Genomic DNA, 20,111 nt, shown 5'->3' with positions numbered 1-20,111 from the left:
CTCACTTTTATTGTTTGTTTCTATGTTATTATTATTCATAATTGCTCTTTAAAAATAAAAATGGTGTTCAAATTTTATTTGAACACCATTTCTATCTTATTTAATAATTACTTTTCTTCATCTTCTACAATTGGTTCAGTTTTATCAAAAACATTTATATACATTTGTTTTATTTCACTTATTAGTGGATACCTTGGGTTAGCTCCTGTACATTGATCATCAAAAGCTAATTCTGACATTTTATCTAAAGTAGTATAGAATTTTTCTTCTGAAACTCCTGCTTCTTTAATCGTTTCTGGAATATTTAACTTAGCTTTTAGATCATCTATAGCATTTATTAATAATTGCACCTTTTCATCTTCTGTATTTCCTCCTAAGTTGAGACAATCAGCTATCTGAGCATATCTATACTTGGCATTTGGATACTCGTATTGAGGAAATGCAGCTTGTTTTATTGGATCATCTACAGCATTGAATTTTATAACTTCATCTATCATAAGTGCATTAGCAATTCCATGTGGTATGTGGTGCTGTGCTCCTAATTTATGTGCCATAGAGTGGCATACCCCTAAGAATGCATTTGCAAAAGCCATACCAGCAATACATGAAGCATGAGCCATTTTTTCTCTTGCCTTTACATTAGTTGTACCTTCTGTATAAGCTTTTGGTAAATATTCAAATATCAACTTTACTGCTTCAAGGGCTAATCCATTGGTAAATTCTGTAGCCATTATTGATACATAAGCTTCCAGTGCATGAGTTAATGCATCTATACCTGACGCTGCCGTAAGTCCTCTTGGCATTCCCATCATAAGTTCTGCATCAACTATAGCCATGTTTGGAGTTAACTCATAATCAGCTAATGGATATTTAGCTCCTGTTTTTTCATCTGTAATTACTGCAAATGGAGTAACTTCTGATCCTGTACCTGCGGATGTTGCTACTGAAATCATCATTGCTTTTTCTCCCATCTTAGGGAAAACATATACTCTCTTTCTTATATCCATAAATCTCATAGCTAAATCTTCAAATTTTACTTCTGGATGCTCATACATTACCCACATAATCTTGGCTGCATCCATTGCTGAACCACCACCAACTGATATAATTGTATCCGGTTCATATGACAGCAATTCTGCTGCACCTTTTTTAGCTGTAGCAAGGGTTGGATCTGGTTCTACATCTGTAAATACTTTATAGGAAATTTTTAGTTCCTCAAGAACTTTTGTAACTTTGTCCACATAACCTAATTGATAAAGGACTTTATCTGTTACTATAAATACTTTCTTCTTATTCATAACTTTTAATTCTTTTAATGCAACTCCAAGACTACCGTATTTGAAATAAACCTTTTCAGGCACTCTAAACCAAAGCATATTTTCTCTCCTCTCAGCAACACTTTTTATGTTTAATAAATGTTTAGGCCCAACATTTTCGGATACAGAGTTTCCTCCCCAAGATCCGCAGCCTAGCGTCAGCGAAGGAGCTAGCTTAAAGTTATATATGTCACCTATACCACCTTGAGATGAAGGTGTGTTAATTATAGTTCTTGATGTTTTCATCATAGTACTAAATTTTTCTACTTTTGCTTTTTCTGTCATTGGATTTACATATAATGAAGATGTATGTCCAAATCCACCTGCCCTAACCAGTTTATCAGTTTTTGCAATGGCATCCTCAAAATCTCTTGCCCTGTACATAGCTAAAACTGGAGATAACTTTTCATGAGAAAATGGTTCTTCAAGTTCTACTGATTCTACCTCTCCTATAAGTACTTTAGCTTTTTCTGGTACGTTCACTCCTGCCAGCTGTGCTATTTTAAAAGCACTTTGTCCTACAATACCAGCATTTAAGGCTCCATTTTTTAAAATTATTTTTCCAACCTTATCTGTTTCATCCTCACTCAATATATAAGCTCCCCTATAAGCAAATTCTTTTTTAACTTCCTCATATATTGAGTCTAAAACTATTACTGACTGCTCTGAGGCACAAATCATACCATTATCAAAAGTTTTTGAGAGTAATATTGAATTTACTGCCATTTTAATATCGGCACTTTCATCAATTATAGCAGGTGTATTACCTGGGCCAACTCCTACAGCAGGTTTTCCTGAAGAATAGGCAGCCTTAACCATACCCGGGCCACCAGTTGCAAGAATTAAATTTGCTTCTCCCATTACCACCTGTGAAAGTTCAATGGAAGGTTCATCTATCCATCCTATAATTCCTTCGGGAGCACCAGCTTTAACTGCAGCATCAAGTACTATTTTAGCTGCTGCAATAGTTGATTTCTTTGCCCTTGGATGCGGTGAAAAAATTATACCATTTCTAGTTTTTAAAGCTATTAGTGATTTAAAGATTGCTGTAGATGTTGGATTAGTTGTTGGAACTACTGCTGCAATAACCCCTACAGGTTCCGCAATTCTAACTATACCAAAGCCTGCATCTCTTTCTAAAACTCCACAGGTCTTTTCATCCTTATATTTGTTATATATATATTCTGAGGCAAAGTGATTTTTAATAACCTTGTCTTCTACAATTCCCATTCCGCTTTCTTCCACTGCCATTTTAGCTAGTTCTATTCTAGCACTATTGGCTGCCATAGCTGCTTGTCTAAAAATTTCATCCACTTGTTCTTGAGTATATGTAGCAAATTTCTTTTGAGCATCCTTTATCTCTTCTAGTCTTTTCATTAATTCTTCCACGTTTGTAACTTTCATTAATTAACGACACCTCTTTTCTAATTTTTAGCAGTTCTAAGTATTAACTATCATTCTTCCAATCTTATCAAAGTCAATTTATTATGTTTACAAAATTTATATCATAGAATTTCCTTACATCTTTGTTTTATTTTTACATTTTTTGTGACAAATAAACCCCTTGATGTTAGATAAAATGCAAAGAGCGGAATTCTCTATGTATCAATAAATAATAGTAGGCACTTATTCCAGCTATTTTTACCGTGCCTAGTATGCTAAATTTGGGAATTTTCCGAAAATTATAAAAACATTACACTATTTATTTTAAATAAATCATTTTCTTCTAAAGGAAATTATATTATTACTAACGAAAGATATGCTTCTAAGATGTCATATTATATTCATATATATGTAATTATGCTTAACTAATTGTTATCATGATATAATTATGCATAATTATTTATATCTTGTCAATTATTTTTTTGCATTTTTTTATTATAATTTTATTTTTTAGTGGATATCTTACAATTTAATACATAGGAACTCTACTTTTGTTCATATTTTTTGCACTTTTTATCCTAAAAGAAATAAATACATTACACCGTTTATGGAAATCTTGCACAAATGTTACACTCCTACAGCTATATTCACATAAAATAATACTAAATGCTAGGAGGTCATATTTATGGAAAATGAAAACATTTTATTGAGTTTTGCGCAGCATGTAAAACACTCACCTTCCAGTGGAATAAGTTTATTTAACAGAATTGTGGAACCAAATTCCACAGTAGTGGGAAATTATTATGGTAAAATTGTCATACCTTCAGGAGGATCACTCATCGTATATCTGCATTCTCCTGGTAGTCAGCATATTAAAACTGATGTTGCCTTAGGCTGGTGGGAGGAACCTCTATAATTTAGCTATTATATAGATTTAAATTAAGTGAACTGGACTTATAATATAGGTTCAGTTCACTTAATTTAAAAATACAATATCAAAAATACTTAAAAAGCACTTTATCCGATGACTAGCTGCTCTAATACTCCCACTTCTCCAAGTGGGAGTAAAGAGCAGCTACGTCCCTGGATAACGATTTCTAAGCGTCAGGTGGAGTTAAAACTCCATCTGATGCTTAGAATTCTGTTTATTATACATACTAAAAATTTCATTGGTTAAGATATATATAACTAAAAACATGTAATATGAAGAATTTTTTTAGAGGAGTTACCATGACAAACTTAAGTAACCACCAACTATTTACATTAATGTTTATATTTGAAGTGGGAAGTACTACGCTCTTTGCTCTAGGTATCAATGCAAAACAAGATGCATGGATTGTCATTTTAATTGCATTATTGATTGGCTTAGTATTTGTATGGATCTACACAGAACTTCAAAATGCATTTCCTGATAAAAATTATGCTGAAATAATTATCTCCATATTAGGGAAATCTTTTGGCATACCTCTTATTTTATTTTACATATTAGATTGCCTTTGGCATACAGCTCGTAATCTTAGAGAATTTGGTGAACTAATAAATTTGACAACTCTTCCTGAAACTCCATTATGGATTATACTTTCTCTATTCCTGTCTGTTAGTGTATATACTCTATTAAAAGGGGTTGAAACTTTAGCTCGTGCAAGTGAAATAATATTTCCTATTCTTATAATATTTATGCTAAGTATATACATATTGATTTATATATCAGGAGATGTAGATTTTAAAAAATTAGCACCAGTTTTAGGAAATGGCATTAAACCTATTTTGCAAACCCTACCCAGCGTAGTAATGTTCCCCTTTGGAGAAATCTTTATCTTCTTAATGTATTGGCATTATTCTAATGATAAAAGTTCTGTACGAAAAACTACAGCAAAAGCAGTTTTATATTCAGGAATGCTTCTTTGCTTTTCTTTAATAATCGATATTACAGTATTGGGTCCTAAGTTTACTTCCATTGCAACCATACCTTTTGTAGAAACCTTAAGGTTAATTAATATAGGAAATATAATAACCAATATAGATACTATAGGTATAATTATTATATTTTTTGGGGGATTTTTCAAAATGTCTATATACCTATATGCCATTATTACAATGTTAACTACTATATTTAAACTAAAAACTTATAAATTAACTCTTATTTTATTTAGTATTTTTTTGCTCTGGTTTTCTGTTGCATTTGAACCTAGTTATGCCTATCATATATGGATGTTTCCCTTTAATGTTCATTATTTTACCATAATTTATTCTAATATATTTCCACTTCTGCTATTAATGATTTATTGGATAAAAAAGAAAAGAGCTAAATTATAAGTATAAATATTATTTCAAGGTGGTAAAAATATGTGGATTATAGAATTTTTTAAAAAAGCATTAGAAGGAAGAGGGTTTTATCCTACCTTAATGGTTATACTTTCTTGGTCGTATACTGTTGTGGTAGTAGGAATATTACTTTGCCAGCTTTTTCTCTACCTCTTAGGAATAAAATACAATAATGATACCTTCGGCAAAGAGACATCTGAGAAGAAAAATGAACAATGAATAATGTCCTGTCAGTAAACAAATACTAATGCTATAAAATAAAAATAGAGGTAAATAAAGTGTTTAATTATATATATAAAAAGTTTAAATTCATGCAGCTTAAAAATACTAATGTAAGCGGTGAAAATTCAAAGGGGAAAATTCCACAACCAAAACTTTCTACTAGCCTTGAAGATAATCTAAATGTTTTAAAAAATATTTTAGGTTCAAGCAGTGATATAATTTACCGTCAATTTTCCTTTGGTTCTAAACTTCAAATAAATGCTGCAATTATATTTTTAGAAGGTATGACAGAAAAAGCAACTATAAATGAACTTATAATTAAACCTTTTATGTACGACAGCAAGCTGTGCAATTTAGAAAATAAATTAAAGCTAGACAGTATGAGCGTTATAAAAAACTGTATGCTTTCTGTTGGAAATGTTAAACAAGTTGCATTAGTAAATCAAATAATAGATGGTTGTTTATCTGGTGATACCATATTTCTGATGGACGGCTGTGAAGAAGCTTTAGTTATTCATTCAAAGGGATGGGAAACCCGCGGTGTAGAAGAACCTAAAACTGAAGCTGTAGTAAGAGGGCCTAGGGAAGGTTTTTGTGAAACTATGGCCACAAATATGACACTTTTGCGGCGTAAAATCAAAAATCCTAATTTAACCTTTGAAACAATGGAAATTGGAACTCAAACAAACACCAGTATATGCATTGTTTACTTAAAGGGAATTGTTAATCCTAAGCTTATAAAAGAAATAAAGCAAAGATTAAATAAAATTAATACAGATGCTATTTTGGAGTCAGGATATATTGAGCAATTTATAGAAGATGCCCCTTATTCCATTTTCCCTACTATAGGCAATTCGGAAAAACCAGACACAGCAGCTGCCAAAATATTAGAAGGAAGAGCTGCTATTTTAGTTGATGGTACTCCTTTTGTACTTACTATACCAATGCTCTTTATTGAAGGATTTCAAAGTTCAGAAGACTATTATTCTAGAACCTATTTTGCAAGTATTTTAAGAATTTTAAGATTTTTATGCTTTTTCATAAGTATATTCTCTCCGGCTACTTATGTAATGTTATCCACCTTTCATCAAGAATTAATACCTACTACTTTATTATTTACTATGGCAGCAGGTCGTGAAGGAGTTCCTTTTCCAGCAGTTATGGAAGCTGGCCTTATGATAATAACCTTTGAAATTTTAAGAGAAGCAGGCGTTAGATTACCTCGTCCAGTAGGTCAGACAGTAAGCATTGTAGGTGCTTTAGTAATAGGTGAAGCTGCCGTAACAGCAGGATTAGTATCAGGCCTTATGGTTATTGTAGTAGCATTAACAGCTGTATCCAGTTTTGTAGTTCCTGTGTATACAGATGTAGCTGCTATTTTACGAATGATATTTCTTATATTAGCTGGAATGCTAGGTATATTTGGGGTTGGTATTGGCATATTGATTTTACTTGTACACATCGCATCTTTAAGATCTTTTGGCACCCCATATTTAGCTCCTCTTGCCCCATTAAACAAAGAAGACTTAAAAGATAGTTTCATAAGAACTAACTTGTGGAATATGTCTACTAGACCTAAAACTATAGGGTGGCACAATTTGAGAAGACAAAAACCAGGATCAAAACCAGAACCACCATTAAAAGAAAATAGCAATTAGAAATACCATCACATTTTTATGAGGTGAATCTAATGAAAAAATACATAAATGCAGTAATAAAAATAATTATATGTATTTTGGTATCTTTAAATTTAACTTCTTGTTGGAGTGCCCATGAGTTAAATAAATTAGCCATAGTAATAGGAATGGGAATTGACAAAGGAAAAGAAGATGGCTATCCTGTAGAAATGACTGTTCAACTAGCTAATGTATCAGGTATTAAAAGTTCTTCAAAAGGAAAGGATGCTGGATCAAATAATACCGGTTACTTAAATTTAAAAGAAAAGGGGAAAAGTATCTCCGATACAGCAAAAGCTTTTAATCGTAAACTAAATCGTAATTTATTTTTTTCACATAATCAAGTGGTTATATTCGGAAAAGACTTTGCAGAAGAGAGTATTGAAAATTACATGGATTTCTTCTTGCGATATCGTGAAACTCGTCTCTTGACATGGATTTTAGTATCTAAACAGCCTGCTAGTGAAATATTAAATGTAAAACCAGAACTTGAAGCCACTCCTGGAAGAAATATAGGAGAATTGATTAAAAACCAACAGCAAGTATCTCAGATACCAGCTGTAAATTTAAAAGACTTTTCATCTAAATTGATGAGTAAAACTACAGCGCCCACTGCACCTATAGTTGAAATTTCAAATGACAATAATAGAAAAATAGCATACCTTTCAGAAACAGCAGTATTTAAAAAAGGCAAGATGGTTGGAAGCCTTAATGAAAAAGAAACCCGGGGACTCTTATGGTGTACTAATAAAATGAAGGATGGAATTGTCAGTATAGATGCATCAAATAAGAACATCAATGACAAAGTAAACATAATAACAACTCACGCAACAGGTAAAATAATTCCACAAGTAAAAGAGGGCGTCCTAAGTATACAAATAAAAATTAAGCAAGAAGGAGATTTGCAAGAGCAACTCTCTTCTGAAGACTTATCAAATCCAAAAGCTTTTTCAATTCTTGAAAAACGTGAGGAAGATACTATAAAAAAAGAAATAATGCTTGCATTAAAAAAATCTCGAAGATTAAATGCAGATATATTGGGTTTTGGAGATGCTATATATCAACATTATCCTGGTCATTGGACTAAGATTGAAAAAAACTGGGAAGAAACTTTTCAAAACATTCCTGTAAGCATAAATGTAGATGCAAAATTGAGACGAACAGGCAGAATTACTAAACCCATTATGTCTAAAGATTAACATTACTAATTATAATGAGGTATAAAAAATGATATTTTTATTGATAATCATTTTTATAAGTATGACATTTTACGAAGTTCCGGAGATGATTAAAAATAAATATTGGCGTGAATTAAAAATATTTTCTATATTCTTAATTATAGCTTTTATACTAAGCCTATCCTATATCTTAGGCATACCTATTCCTAATCCTGTAAAAGGCATGGAATTTGTAGTGAAAGATTTATTGCATTTAAATTATAAATAAAACTAATTTTTATTATAGAGGTAGTGACTTTTCATGGAAATTGAAAAAGGTACAATATCAGGCTCCCAATTATCATTTTTAATTATTGGTTTACTTCAAGCTTCTACACTTACTGCAGCTTTTATAAGCGGAATAACAAAAATAAATACTTGGATAGTCTTATTAGCAGGCTTTACTATAATGCTGCCTTTCTTATTAATTTATACATCTTTAAATAAAAGATTTCCTGATAAAAATTTGATAGAGATAAACAATGTATTGTATGGGCCCTGCTTAGGAAAAATTATATCTATATTATATATTTCCTACTTTTGGTATGTAGTCTCAGCTAATTTCAGATTTACTGCAGACTTTTTTTCTACATATCTTTTTACAGAAGTAGATATTAGTGTATTTATAGTAATACTTACAATAACTTGCATATATACTCTAAAAAAAGGATTGGAAGTTATAGCTAGGGTTAGTTTCATCTTAGGTATAGTATCAATTATTACGGATGTATTTATTACAATACTTACTATTAAAGATATGCATTTATCAAATTTTTTACCTCTTTTTCAAATAAACTTAAAAGAATTTGTTCAAGGAACCAATCTTATGATATCTATTCCTTTTGGTGAAATAGTTGTATTTCTAATGATTTTTCCACACGTTAATGATATAAAAAAAGTAAAAAAATATGCTTTTATAGGTTTAATTGCAGGAAGTATATTTTTTTTAAGTGTTATCTTGCGAAATATAGCAATGCTTGGGAATATAAGTTCTATTCATTTTCTTCCATCTTATCAAGTAGTAAGATCAATAAATGTGGGAGAAATTATTACGAGAATGGAAATATTAATTGCACTAATACTATTATTTAATGAATTTGTAAAAACATGTATCTTTTATTATGCAACAGTTCTATCCATAGCCCAATTTTTCAAATTACAGTCTTATAAACCTTTAGTTACTCCTGTTGGAATTATAAGCATTATATTTTCAATTATCATGTTCAGTTCACCAGCAGATCATGCATATGTAGCGTCTTCTATATATCCTATATATGTTATCCCATATATAATCTTATTTCCTTCTATCTCCTTTATCATAGCCTGGGCTAGAAAATTAGGTAGTTAGAAACTAAAATTTTACAATTAAAGTGGACTGCCTTCATAGACAGTCCATTATCATTTAACATTCTATTATAAAGATATAAAATAATCATAAGCTATTTTAGAAATCTTTCCAATTGTTTCTCTAGCAAAATTATTTGTAACAGCATCCCAGGTAAGTCCACAAAAAATATAATCAACATTAGGAAGATATACTATACCTGCATCATGGCTTATTCCATCTAAATCCCCCGTCTTATGGGCAATAAGTGTATCATCCGGAATATTAAGTCTCATAACACTGTTATCCAATTGAGCAGTCAATATGTTCTTCATAATGACACTGTGGGATTCCTTAGCCTTTTCACCTTTATAGATAATTTCAAAAAATTTTGCCATATCAGCAGCAGTAGTCTTATTTTCCCTGCCTTCTTTTCTTGCCTGTGAATCCATCATCTTTCTCTGAAGTACTGTATTTTTTATTTCTAAATTTTTAACATAATTGTTTACATTGTCCATACCTGCAAGATCCATCAGTATGTTTGCAGCCGTATTATCACTTTGAATTATCATTAAGGTTATTATGTCTTTTAGAGTATAGCTGTTTCCACTTTCCAAAAGATTAAGTATGCTAAAAGGTACTTTTACATTATCGTTTACCGTTATTCTCTGTTTAAGTGAAAGTTTTCCTTCTTTAACTTGATTCAATATCTCCATCATTATAGGTATCTTTATAAGACTTGCAGAAGGTACTACCACATTTTCATTATAAGCAATTTTTTCTCCTGTCTTAAGATTTTCTATGACAAATGCACAATTCAATTTTTTTAAATCTATTACATCTAATATTTTTTCATACAGCATGTCTTATGCCTCCTAACTCTTTAAGATTCTACTTTTTGTTTTGAAACCTTATTCTTTTTTTCATAATTGGAGTACAGTATAAATGCTACAATTGAGAAAAATATAGGACCTACAACCATCCATATGGTGCTTTGCATATCACCTTGAAATGCTGGAGCAATTATTGTAAATAAATTTGCAAAACCTATAGTAAATACAACAACTATTTCCCAAATCAATGAAGATCTGTGGCTTTTAAAAATTATAAATGGTTTATTAATTTCCTTTTTCTTCTTAAACGGAACAAAAGCTCCTGCTATAAACATATAGGGAATTGTCAATGCTACGTTTGTCATACTTACAACTATATTAAAGAACTTGGATGCTCCTTCTCCACCAACTGTGAGCAATATTAAAAATAAAACGATTATAATACACTGCGCCCACATTGCATTTTTAGGCATACCATCTTTCATTTCTGTCAGTTTTTCAGGAAATAACCCTTTTGGAGTACCTTCTATTATCTGTTTAAGCGGACCATATAATACAGTTATGATGCTTCCTGTCAGTGCAAGGAACATTGATAGTCCAACAAATCTTGCTATCCAGGCACCTAATGTAAGTGCTGCAGATTGACTTAAATTAAAGCTAACTCCTAACTGGTACCCCAGGTTTTGCATTATAACATATGCAACATTAGCTAAATGAACATCCGGGTTTGAAAGTACCTGTTTCCAATTTGTGAATATACCACACATAAATATGCCTATAGAATATCCTAGTGTTATGACTATTGCAGATATAGCCATTCCTTTTGCGAAATTTTTTTCAGGTTTTTCAGTCTGATCTACAAGTCCTGCTACAACTTCAATTCCACCATAAGCAAATATAGCAAATACTATAAATGATAAAATTGAAAGAGAACTACCATATTTGGGATTAGGAGATACTGTAAAACTAAGAGGCTGTGCAAGATGTCCATGGCTTGCTATGAGCACAATTACAGCTCCTATAATCAAAAAAACATTCAACAACATAACTGCAGTACCTCCAATTGAGGTAACTTTTGAAATGTCTTTCAATCCCTTACTAGCTATAAATGTTATGGCTACTATAAAAATAATACTAAAAATTCCTATAACTTGGGTAGATTTAAGTCCCCAAAATCCCCAAGTAGCTGTTACATCTTTCCCAAATATTAGATTTGAAAGTGGAATCCATATAAGAGAACACATATCAACTATTAGGACAACATATGAAGCATACCACATAAATGTTGCTTCAAAAGCATATTTAGGTCCTACAGATCTATTCATCCATGAATAAATTCCACCTTTTTCATCCTTAAATGCAGAACCAAATTCAGCCATCATAAATGCATATGGAATAAAGAATGCTATTCCCGATATTATATACCATGGAATAGATGAATATCCCATAAGGAGAAATGCTCTTGGCATGTTAGCAAAGCCAAACACTTCAGTAAAAATCATTAAAATTAGTGCTACAAGTGACAGTTTTTTTAAATTGTTTGTACCCATTTTTCCCCTCCTAAATTTATTAAAATATAATATTTATATAGAAGTTCTTAGGGATTTAGCCTAAGGACTTCATTTTAACTTATTAATAATTGATAGATTCTATTCCAAGTCCAGGTTTATCTGTAAGCGTTATTTTGCTTTCATTGAATATTGCCCCACCATTTATTGGATCTTCTCTGCATAAAACAGGTCCATCCAAATCGATTTTAGTTATGATACTCTTTGCACAAGCTAGGTGCACTGCAGCTGTTACACTTACTTTTGCTTCTAACATGCACCCTATCATACACTCAATTCCATGTATTTCTGCTAAAGAACATATTTTTAATGCATTGTATATTCCGCCTGTTTTCATGAGTTTTATATTTATTAAATCTGCTGCTCTTCTCTCTAGAACATTTAGGGCATCCATTGGTGAAAATATACTCTCATCTGCTAAAACTGGTATAGATACGTTGTCTGTAACAAACTTTAATCCATCTATATCATGTGCTATAACAGGCTGCTCCACAAACTCAATATTAAGCCCTGCATCTTCCATTTCTCTTAATACTTTTACTGCTTCTTTAGGCTTCCATCCTTGATTTGCATCTATCCTAAGGTCAACATCATATCCTATAGCCTGTCTTATAGCTTTCATTCTTTCCAGATCTTTTTTAGAATCTTTACCTACCTTTATTTTTAAAGTTTTATATCCTCTTTTTATAGCATCTATACTGTCTTTTACCATTTCTTCAGGTTCATTTACACTTATAGTTATATCTGTTGTTATTTCTTTTCTAAACCCACCCAAAAGCTTATACAATGGTGCTTTATATAACTGACCGTATAAATCATAAAGTGCTATGTCCACTGCAGCTTTTGCACTAGTATTTTTTACAATACACTTATTTAATTTCTGTATTACAGTCTCAAAGTTTTCCATATCCATGCCTATAATAGACTTTTTTATATGATCTTCTATGGCTCCTATTATAGATCCAGTAGTATCTCCTGTTATGACTCCAGTAGGCGGGGCTTCTCCAAAGCCAATATTTCCTGTATCTGTGTATATTTCAACTATAATATCCTCTACCCTTTCCACAGTACGGAGTGCTGTTTTAAATGGTGTCTTCAGCGGAACGGATATTCTTTTTATCTTTATATCTCTTATTTTCATTTAGAGAACCTCCTTGAAATTAATACAAAAAAAGCCCGCAAAAGCACATTAATATTGCTTTTACTGGCTTTCATTCACTTTAAAATAAGGGTAACTTATTTACCATAAACAAAACAGTAATTTAAAAATATTTTTTTTTCACTTCATTATATTTCTTAACTCCATCTCTGTAAGCTACAATAATAGCTTTTTGAGATGAACCGTGATATCTTTTTATAACTTCTTCTTTTAGTTTATCATCAAATATTCTAAGGTTTCTACCTATTAAAAGAGATCTTATAAATTCATCCGTAGTTCTTAGTGTAGAAGATGAATTTAAATCAATTATTTTATCTGTACTTAAATCTACTACAAAACCTATGTAAAAAGAATTAAATTTAATGGTAATAGCATTATCCTCATTAGTTTTGGCATTTCCAACTACATATACCGTATTTTCCATATACATAAAATCATCTCATTAACTGAAAATTAAGTTTAATTATTAATTGTTAGCTATTAAGTATATAATATGATAAATATTGAAAAAAGTCAACTAATAAACAATTAATCTAATAATTACGAGTACAACTATATCTAAAATACAATAAACCTTTTTCCACAGAAACAGAATAAAATTCAACTTATATCGGATAATAACTACTGTATAAACAATAGTAACACAGGAGGAAAATAACATTGAATGAAGGATTAGTTGTTTTAGTACGTTCCATTATCGCTTTTTTTACTTTACTTATCTTTGCCAAAATATTAGGGAAACAGCAAATAAGTCAGTTAACGTTTTTTGATTATGTAGTAGGTATTACAATAGGATCTATTGCTGCAAGCCTCACTACAGACTTATCAAGCAGAGCTTGGCCTCATTGGGTAGGTCTATTTTGTTGGGCAGCTTTAAGTTATTTAATGGAGTATATAACAATAAAATGGCGATATGCGGCAAAATATATAGGCGGTGAACCCACTATAGTTATAATGAATGGCAAAATAATGGAAGATACTTTGAGACAGATGAAGTATACAGTATCTGATCTTATGGAACTTTTAAGAAATAAAGATGTATTTGATTTATCAGATGTAGACTTTGCCATTATTGAACCTAACGGACAACTTTCTGTACTTAAAAAGCCTGAATGTGAACCTGTAACAACTAAAGACATGAATATTTCTAAAAAAGCATCAGGTATAAGTACAGAACTCATTTATGATGGAATACTTATTGAAGAAAATCTTAAACAACTAAATAAAACCAAGCAATGGCTTATGCACCAATTAAAATTACAAAAAATCAATAATATCTCTGATGTTTTTCTAGCTACTTTAAACCCTGGTGGATCTCTTTATGTAGATAAATACGATGACCATATGGTCAAGATAACCGATATCGGTGATTATAAGGGACCTTATTAAGGAGGAGCTATTATATGAGAAATTTTTTAGTTAAAACCATTCCTATAGTAACATTAACTTTATTTGTATTAGTGATGATTAGCGATAATTTTTTAAAAAAGCCTTTGACCAAAAATGATAACGTACCTAAGTGTATTCAGCTAGTTATGGATGATGTAAAAAATAATAAATGGGATGATGCATATAAGAAAAGTGATCAATTGTCAAATGCATGGAAGAAAGTAGTCACTAGAGTTCAATTTAGTGCAGAAAAAGATGAGATTGATGCATTTACCATGAACGTAGCACGACTGCAGGGTGCAATTGCTACCAGAAACAAAGCAAATGCATTTATGGAGCTCAATGAAGCCTACGAGCACTGGGATAACATTGGTGGGTAATAATTTTTCATTTTATCAAAAGCATAGTTTAAAAATCTATTACATAAAATGTAATTTTATATTGAATTTCATATTTTTTATTTGAAAACGTTGTCGAAATTTGGATTTTAATACATCTTATGTTATAATCAGCATTGCAAAATTTAATAGTTGGAGTGATAAAATTTATGAAAGCATTGTCAAATTTAAACATTTTAAAAAAATTATTGTTATCATTTACTATAGTAGCTCTATTTTGCTCTATAGTCGGTATTTTTTCTCTTAATAACATGAGAATTATAAACAACAATCTAAATAATATTTATAATATGGATTTAAAAGGTACAAACTATCTACAGGAATTAAAGACAAATACAATGAATATAAAAGCTGATATGTTAGGTATAATAGATTCATCAAAAAAAGATAGCTTAAATACAAAAATTGATGACATAAACAAATTGAAAAAGCAAAACAATGATATTATATCTAAATGTTCTTCTACAGTTATATCAGATAATGATAGACAGCTATTTGATGAATTTAAACAATATATGGAAACATGGAGGAACTCATACGAAGAATGTATTAAATTAGTACAAGCTGGTGACTACACAAATGCTCAAAAAAAACTTAATGCAGCATCAAAAGGCAGAGACGAAATGTTCAAGTGCCTTGATAAAGATATAGCTCTAAATATGGCCTATGCTTCAAATGACTATAATTCTAGTGTTAAAAAATATAATTCAGCTATTATATTTGCAATAATAATTATTATACTAAGCGTAATAATATCTATACTACTAGGAATAATTATTTCAAAACATATAAATGATCCTCTTTCCCAAATCAAGGAATTTGCAAAAAAGCTTTCAGAATTCGATATCTCTACAAAAATAAGTACATCCCGTAAAGATGAATTTGGACAAACCATAAAAGCTCTCAATACATCACAACAAAATATAATTAACTTAGTCAAAATGATTGCGGAAAATTCAGAAGAACTAAGTGGTTCCAGTCAGAAATTATCTGCAACTTCAGACGAACTTTCTGCAAAATCTGAAAATATGGATAACGCAGCAAAAACTATAAATGCCGGCATACAGGAATCAACTGCTTCGTCAGAAGAAATAACTGCATCCATAGAGGAAATTAATTCAAGCATAAATGAGTTATCACAAAAAGCTGCTGATGGAAGTAATTCTTCAAATCAGTCAAAAGGTACTGCTAAAGCTGCTAAAATGGAAAGTGCATCTGCCGTAGAAACAGTTAATAAAATATATATAGATAAAAAGAATAAAATACTTAAATCTATTGAAGATGGCAAAGTAGTTAAAAATATAGACGAAATGGCTAAAGCTATTGCAAGTATAGCAGATCAGACAAACCTTCTTGCCCTAAATGCAGCAATAGAATCTGCCAGAGCCGGTGAACATGGAAAAGGATTTGCTGTCGTAGCTGATGAAGTTAGACAACTTGCTGAAGAATCTTCAAATGCAGTGTCTTCTATTCAAACTACTATCGATAAAGTAAATGAAGCCTTTAAAAATCTCTCAAATAATAGTAATGAAGTTTTGGCATTTATGAATGAAAAAGTGGTTCCTCAACTTAAATCATTTGAAAACATGGGAAATCAATATTATAGTGATGCTGAATTTGTAAGTAGCATATCAGAAGAAATAGCATCCATGGCTGAAGAGTTATCAGCTACTACAGAGCAAATAAGCAGTGCTATGCAAAATATGGCTTCTAATGAACAAACTTCATCTGAACATGCAAGTGAAATACAAGTAAGTCTTGATGAAACAGTACAAGCAGTATCTCAAGTTGCATTAACTGCTCAAGGTCAAGCAGAATTATCTCAAAAATTAAGCGAACTAGTTCAAAAATTTAAAATATAAAATTGTATTCAAAAGCTGTTAGCTAAATTATCAGATCGATTAACTCCCAAAAAGCATTCAATCTAAATATAGATTGAATACTTTTTTATATCATATCAACAATTTCATTACAAAAAAATATCCATTTATTACATTTTGTTAAAGTATATATTTTTTACTTCGATAGTGCAAGAGAGGGAGTACATAAAAACAATGTTAAATATAGCAATTTGCCATGATGAAAAAAGCACAAGGGATTACATAAAATCATTAATACTATCACAGAAAGTTTCCTGCAATGTTAAAAAACTTTAAAGATATATTTTTAAAAGAAAGGTGGAATTTTTATGTCTTTAGGACTATATACTAATTATGCTTTAAATAATTACAATCAATCAAATATTAATACAAAAACTGATGCTTCAAAATCAGTTACTGAGTCTAACTCAACATCTAAAACTACAAGTAATTCTGTAGACGAATATTATAAAAAGCTTTGTGCTAAATTTCCAAACTTAAACATCATGGTTGGTCATTTTTCAAAGGGAGCAATGATACCAACAAGTACCAACATAGATCATTCACCCATTACAATTGATCCAGCTTATCTAAAAAAAGCAGCAAACGATCCAAAAGTTGCAGCAGAACTTGAGAAAAACCTTGGCGATGAACCTATGGCTTTAAATTGGCTGAAAAATGCAGCTAAAATGGGTGGTAACAAAGTGACAAGTCTTGGCAGCTATTATGATGCAAATGGTGATATGTGCAGTGCTGGTAGCCTTGCAACTGACAATTCATCTTCAAAAAGCAGCACATCACTTATGACCCAGTTTGATGAATTATTAGAAAAAAGGTTAAAGAGACTGAAGGAACAGAGAAAAGCAGAAAATAGAATGCTCTCACAAGTAGCTGCAGAAGATATTAGGAAAGCAAATTTACAAAAGCAAGCTACTAAAAGTTACAATAATAACTTGTTTAATAATCTCAATGTGAATTTACTTGACTCAAATAGTTAAAAAAGAGTGTACCCGTATTTTTCATAAATGCAGGTACACTTTTTTTACTTAATACTTTGTTTATCTAAAATATAGTTTAAAAAGTCATCCTTACCATTAAAATAAGACGATGCTTTTAAAGTAATATTTACGTCAGGATAAATGGAGTCCGTATCTTTACTTGTTGTTTTAAAATATTTACTAGAATACTGTATATCTACATTTGTATTTGATAAATGTATCACCTTAACCTCACCAAAATGATTTGGCTTGCCTCCAGTTGGTTCCCCAATAAGCAGGGCATTTGTACTGTTTTTTAAATCCATAGTATTCAATATTGCAGAGGAAAATGTCTTTCTGCCTATGATGACAAATAAATTTCCTTTTTTATTTATATTGCTTCTCTTTTTTATTTCATCTAGAAAAGAATCAAACATTTTAGAATTTCCACCACCATTGTCACGTAAATCTATAACCAACATTTTAGCTTTTTTACTGTCAAGAGTTTTAAATACATCCTTTGTAAAACTTGAAAATGAATAATTTTTCATATTCGAACAACTATTGTATTTCACATAGATGGTACTGCTTTTTTCAATGTACTTAAACCAATAGTTTTTATCTGGGTTTTGTTTTGAAAGTGGAATATTATTTATATATTTGGGATCGTCAGATAAAAATTTAGTTTTATCAAATTCTTCTTTATTTAAAGACTTTACAGTAACACTAGTATTTGATGATCCCTCAAAAGTAAAAACTGTATCATCATTTTTTGCTATTCCTGCAAATTTAAGCACACCAGGAAACCTAAGTAAACTGCAAAATTGATTTTTCAAAATAGCTTTATTATCCTTAGATATAATGGGATCCAGTTTTGAATGTAATTGTTCTATAGAATACCCATTTACTGCCACTAATTTCTTACCCCAGAAATCTTTATATGCTAAAGATGAATTTATCAGGTAAATTCCATCTTCAAATTGGAAAAAGCTTACGGGATACGCTGATTTGGATTGCATAACAACAGATGTATGGCTGTCATTTATAGAACTTATTATTTTTGTGAGTTCCCATTTAATTTGCATATCATTGTATTTGTCAACTTTATTTATAAGTGAATTCATATCCCTGTCAAATTCGACCTTACTTTTTGAAAAGAACAGATTTTTATGTTTTTTAGGCAGTTCATTTTTTACAAACTTTAAATCCGCCGTCCACTTTTCATTTCTACTTGCATTATTGAGTACAGGCGAACTTACTTTTCTATTAAACAAATTGTAAGCAAATATTCCTGCTGCAGCAATTATAACAGCTGCTATTACTAGTATAACCACTAATTTTCTTTTCTTTAATTTCATAAATATCCCCCTATATATGAAAAAACTTGAACATTTTTAAGTTTTTTGTTTCTATAACTGTATTCATACACTTATTTTAGTCCATTTTTGTATATTATTCCATGGAACTAGCTTACATTTTACCATCTAAGGTTACATGTTTGTAATATTGAAATATTCCAGTAAAAAAGATACAGCTAATAAAAGTCTGTGTCTTTTTATTTGTAAAATTCTTACAATGGCTATTTTTTATTTAAATCTATATTGATTTTCAATATTTGAGAAAAGTTTTTTCATGCCAAAATATATTATCAAAAGTCCAATGACAGTTAATAGGACTATAACAAGAATATTTGAACTAATTAGCAATAAAATCTGTGGATAGTATTGAATTAAAATGCTTGTAATTGTAGTATAAAGTATATCTCCGATTATGCATAAATATAATGAATGAGTTTTTATATAAAAGTAACCTAATAAGATTCCAAGTATAAAAAAACACATAAATCCTGCAGGATTAAAAGTAGATATCCCGGATAAGAGTGAAGATAACAGTATCGCTTTTAGGCTGGAATTTTTTTTTGAAAGTCCGCCAACAATAATCCCCCTAAATACAAACTCTGTTAATAAAGGTCCAACGATACACCAATATCCAATAAAAAGTATAGGATTTTTATTAATAAGCTGCATGCTTTCTATAACTAAGCTAAATCCCGGAAGAACTTTATCTATTGGCATCAGAAGTGAATTAAAAAACATAAGATAAGCTAAAACAATCAGTACTAAAAGTAATGCATTAATTAAAGTAAATTTTTTTATCGGCCTTACTTTGATTTTATCTTTACTAAGATTCGTAATGTAGTATGAATAGAACACTGCAGTGACTGCAAAAAAAGTAACTCCTACTGCAAAAATAGATAGTAACAATTGTACTATACTATTGGTAAATGAATGAATTACACTAAAACTGATTTCCAAAGTAAACCCCGATATCAACATATACGAAATTACAGCAAGTACTGCATCTGTAATACTCAGCTTTTTAACTTCTGATTTTTCATTTTCAAGATTTGATAAAATTTTAAAAGGATTTAAGTTAGACATAATTAAACCTCCCTATAAAAATTA

At 30.5% G+C, this 20,111-nt stretch carries 18 protein-coding genes; 11 read left to right on the top strand and 7 right to left on the bottom strand.

The window, feature by feature from the left end:
- Window positions 1-107 precede the first annotated feature (107 nt).
- A complete protein-coding gene (gene adhE, locus B5S50_RS19385; protein WP_065079412.1) occupies window positions 108-2,720 on the bottom strand; it encodes a bifunctional acetaldehyde-CoA/alcohol dehydrogenase in 2,613 nt (870 codons plus the stop codon).
- A gap of 664 nt (window positions 2,721-3,384) precedes the next feature.
- On the opposite strand from adhE, the gene B5S50_RS19380 reads away from it, so the two are divergent.
- The 7 genes from B5S50_RS19380 to B5S50_RS19350 all read left to right on the top strand — a co-directional run bounded on the left by B5S50_RS19380 (window position 3,385) and on the right by B5S50_RS19350 (window position 9,487).
- The gene (locus tag B5S50_RS19380; protein ID WP_217302608.1) at window positions 3,385-3,615 is read left to right on the top strand and encodes a DUF6143 family protein; all 231 of its coding nucleotides are present in this window, start codon (window positions 3,385-3,387) and stop codon (window positions 3,613-3,615) included.
- Between the two features lie 314 nt (window positions 3,616-3,929).
- Window positions 3,930-5,015 carry a GerAB/ArcD/ProY family transporter gene (locus B5S50_RS19375; protein WP_217302607.1) on the top strand — a complete coding sequence of 362 codons (1,086 nt, stop codon included), beginning with the start codon at window positions 3,930-3,932 and terminating at the stop codon, window positions 5,013-5,015.
- 30 nt (window positions 5,016-5,045) lie between these two features.
- Window positions 5,046-5,243, top strand: coding sequence for a hypothetical protein (locus B5S50_RS19370; RefSeq protein ID WP_217302606.1), 198 nt, complete (start codon window positions 5,046-5,048; stop codon window positions 5,241-5,243).
- A gap of 59 nt (window positions 5,244-5,302) precedes the next feature.
- The gene (locus tag B5S50_RS19365) at window positions 5,303-6,904 is read left to right on the top strand and encodes a spore germination protein (protein WP_217302605.1); all 1,602 of its coding nucleotides are present in this window, start codon (window positions 5,303-5,305) and stop codon (window positions 6,902-6,904) included.
- A 32-nt stretch (window positions 6,905-6,936) separates the two neighbouring features.
- Entirely contained in the window at window positions 6,937-8,121 is a 1,185-nt protein-coding gene (locus tag B5S50_RS19360; protein WP_065079407.1) for a Ger(x)C family spore germination protein, read from the top strand.
- A 28-nt stretch (window positions 8,122-8,149) separates the two neighbouring features.
- Window positions 8,150-8,368, top strand: a complete 219-nt coding sequence (locus B5S50_RS19355) for a hypothetical protein (RefSeq protein ID WP_065079406.1) — start codon at window positions 8,150-8,152, stop codon at window positions 8,366-8,368.
- A 33-nt stretch (window positions 8,369-8,401) separates the two neighbouring features.
- A complete protein-coding gene (locus tag B5S50_RS19350; protein WP_217302604.1) occupies window positions 8,402-9,487 on the top strand; it encodes an endospore germination permease in 1,086 nt (361 codons plus the stop codon).
- A gap of 65 nt (window positions 9,488-9,552) precedes the next feature.
- Here B5S50_RS19350 and B5S50_RS19345 read toward each other — a convergent pair whose 3' ends face one another.
- The 4 genes from B5S50_RS19345 to B5S50_RS19330 form a co-directional block, all read right to left on the bottom strand.
- Window positions 9,553-10,326 (bottom strand): serine hydrolase, encoded by a 774-nt coding sequence (locus tag B5S50_RS19345; protein ID WP_065079404.1) that lies wholly within the window; start codon window positions 10,324-10,326, stop codon window positions 9,553-9,555.
- Between the two features lie 20 nt (window positions 10,327-10,346).
- A complete protein-coding gene (gene yjeM / locus B5S50_RS19340) occupies window positions 10,347-11,846 on the bottom strand; it encodes a glutamate/gamma-aminobutyrate family transporter YjeM (RefSeq protein ID WP_065079403.1) in 1,500 nt (499 codons plus the stop codon).
- Window positions 11,847-11,928: 82 nt separating this feature from the next.
- Entirely contained in the window at window positions 11,929-13,005 is a 1,077-nt protein-coding gene (locus B5S50_RS19335) for a dipeptide epimerase (RefSeq protein WP_065079402.1), read from the bottom strand.
- 121 nt (window positions 13,006-13,126) lie between these two features.
- Window positions 13,127-13,453, bottom strand: coding sequence for a DUF3870 domain-containing protein (locus B5S50_RS19330; RefSeq protein WP_065079401.1), 327 nt, complete (start codon window positions 13,451-13,453; stop codon window positions 13,127-13,129).
- 230 nt (window positions 13,454-13,683) lie between these two features.
- Here B5S50_RS19330 and B5S50_RS19325 point away from each other — a divergent pair, with 230 nt between their 5' ends.
- The 4 genes from B5S50_RS19325 to B5S50_RS19310 all read left to right on the top strand — a co-directional run bounded on the left by B5S50_RS19325 (window position 13,684) and on the right by B5S50_RS19310 (window position 17,667).
- Window positions 13,684-14,412 (top strand): DUF421 domain-containing protein, encoded by a 729-nt coding sequence (locus tag B5S50_RS19325; protein ID WP_065079400.1) that lies wholly within the window; start codon window positions 13,684-13,686, stop codon window positions 14,410-14,412.
- A 14-nt stretch (window positions 14,413-14,426) separates the two neighbouring features.
- Complete coding sequence (locus tag B5S50_RS19320) at window positions 14,427-14,792, top strand: DUF4363 family protein (RefSeq protein WP_065079399.1); 366 nt, start codon at window positions 14,427-14,429, stop codon at window positions 14,790-14,792.
- Between the two features lie 167 nt (window positions 14,793-14,959).
- Entirely contained in the window at window positions 14,960-16,672 is a 1,713-nt protein-coding gene (locus tag B5S50_RS19315) for a methyl-accepting chemotaxis protein (RefSeq protein WP_065079398.1), read from the top strand.
- Between the two features lie 326 nt (window positions 16,673-16,998).
- Complete coding sequence (locus B5S50_RS19310) at window positions 16,999-17,667, top strand: DUF6033 family protein (RefSeq protein ID WP_065079397.1); 669 nt, start codon at window positions 16,999-17,001, stop codon at window positions 17,665-17,667.
- Between the two features lie 44 nt (window positions 17,668-17,711).
- Here B5S50_RS19310 and B5S50_RS19305 read toward each other — a convergent pair whose 3' ends face one another.
- Together B5S50_RS19305 and B5S50_RS19300 are read right to left on the bottom strand one after the other, a co-directional pair.
- Window positions 17,712-19,004: a S41 family peptidase gene (locus B5S50_RS19305; RefSeq protein WP_217302603.1), complete on the bottom strand. Its 1,293-nt coding sequence runs from the start codon at window positions 19,002-19,004 to the stop codon at window positions 17,712-17,714.
- Window positions 19,005-19,232: 228 nt separating this feature from the next.
- Complete coding sequence (locus B5S50_RS19300) at window positions 19,233-20,087, bottom strand: CPBP family intramembrane glutamic endopeptidase (RefSeq protein ID WP_217302602.1); 855 nt, start codon at window positions 20,085-20,087, stop codon at window positions 19,233-19,235.
- Between the last annotated feature and the right edge of the window lie 24 nt (window positions 20,088-20,111).

The organism is Clostridium sp. 001, from assembly GCF_019056555.1.
Lineage (GTDB): Bacteria > Bacillota > Clostridia > Clostridiales > Clostridiaceae > Clostridium_B > Clostridium_B ragsdalei.
This window is presented reverse-complemented; position numbering and strand designations above follow the sequence as displayed.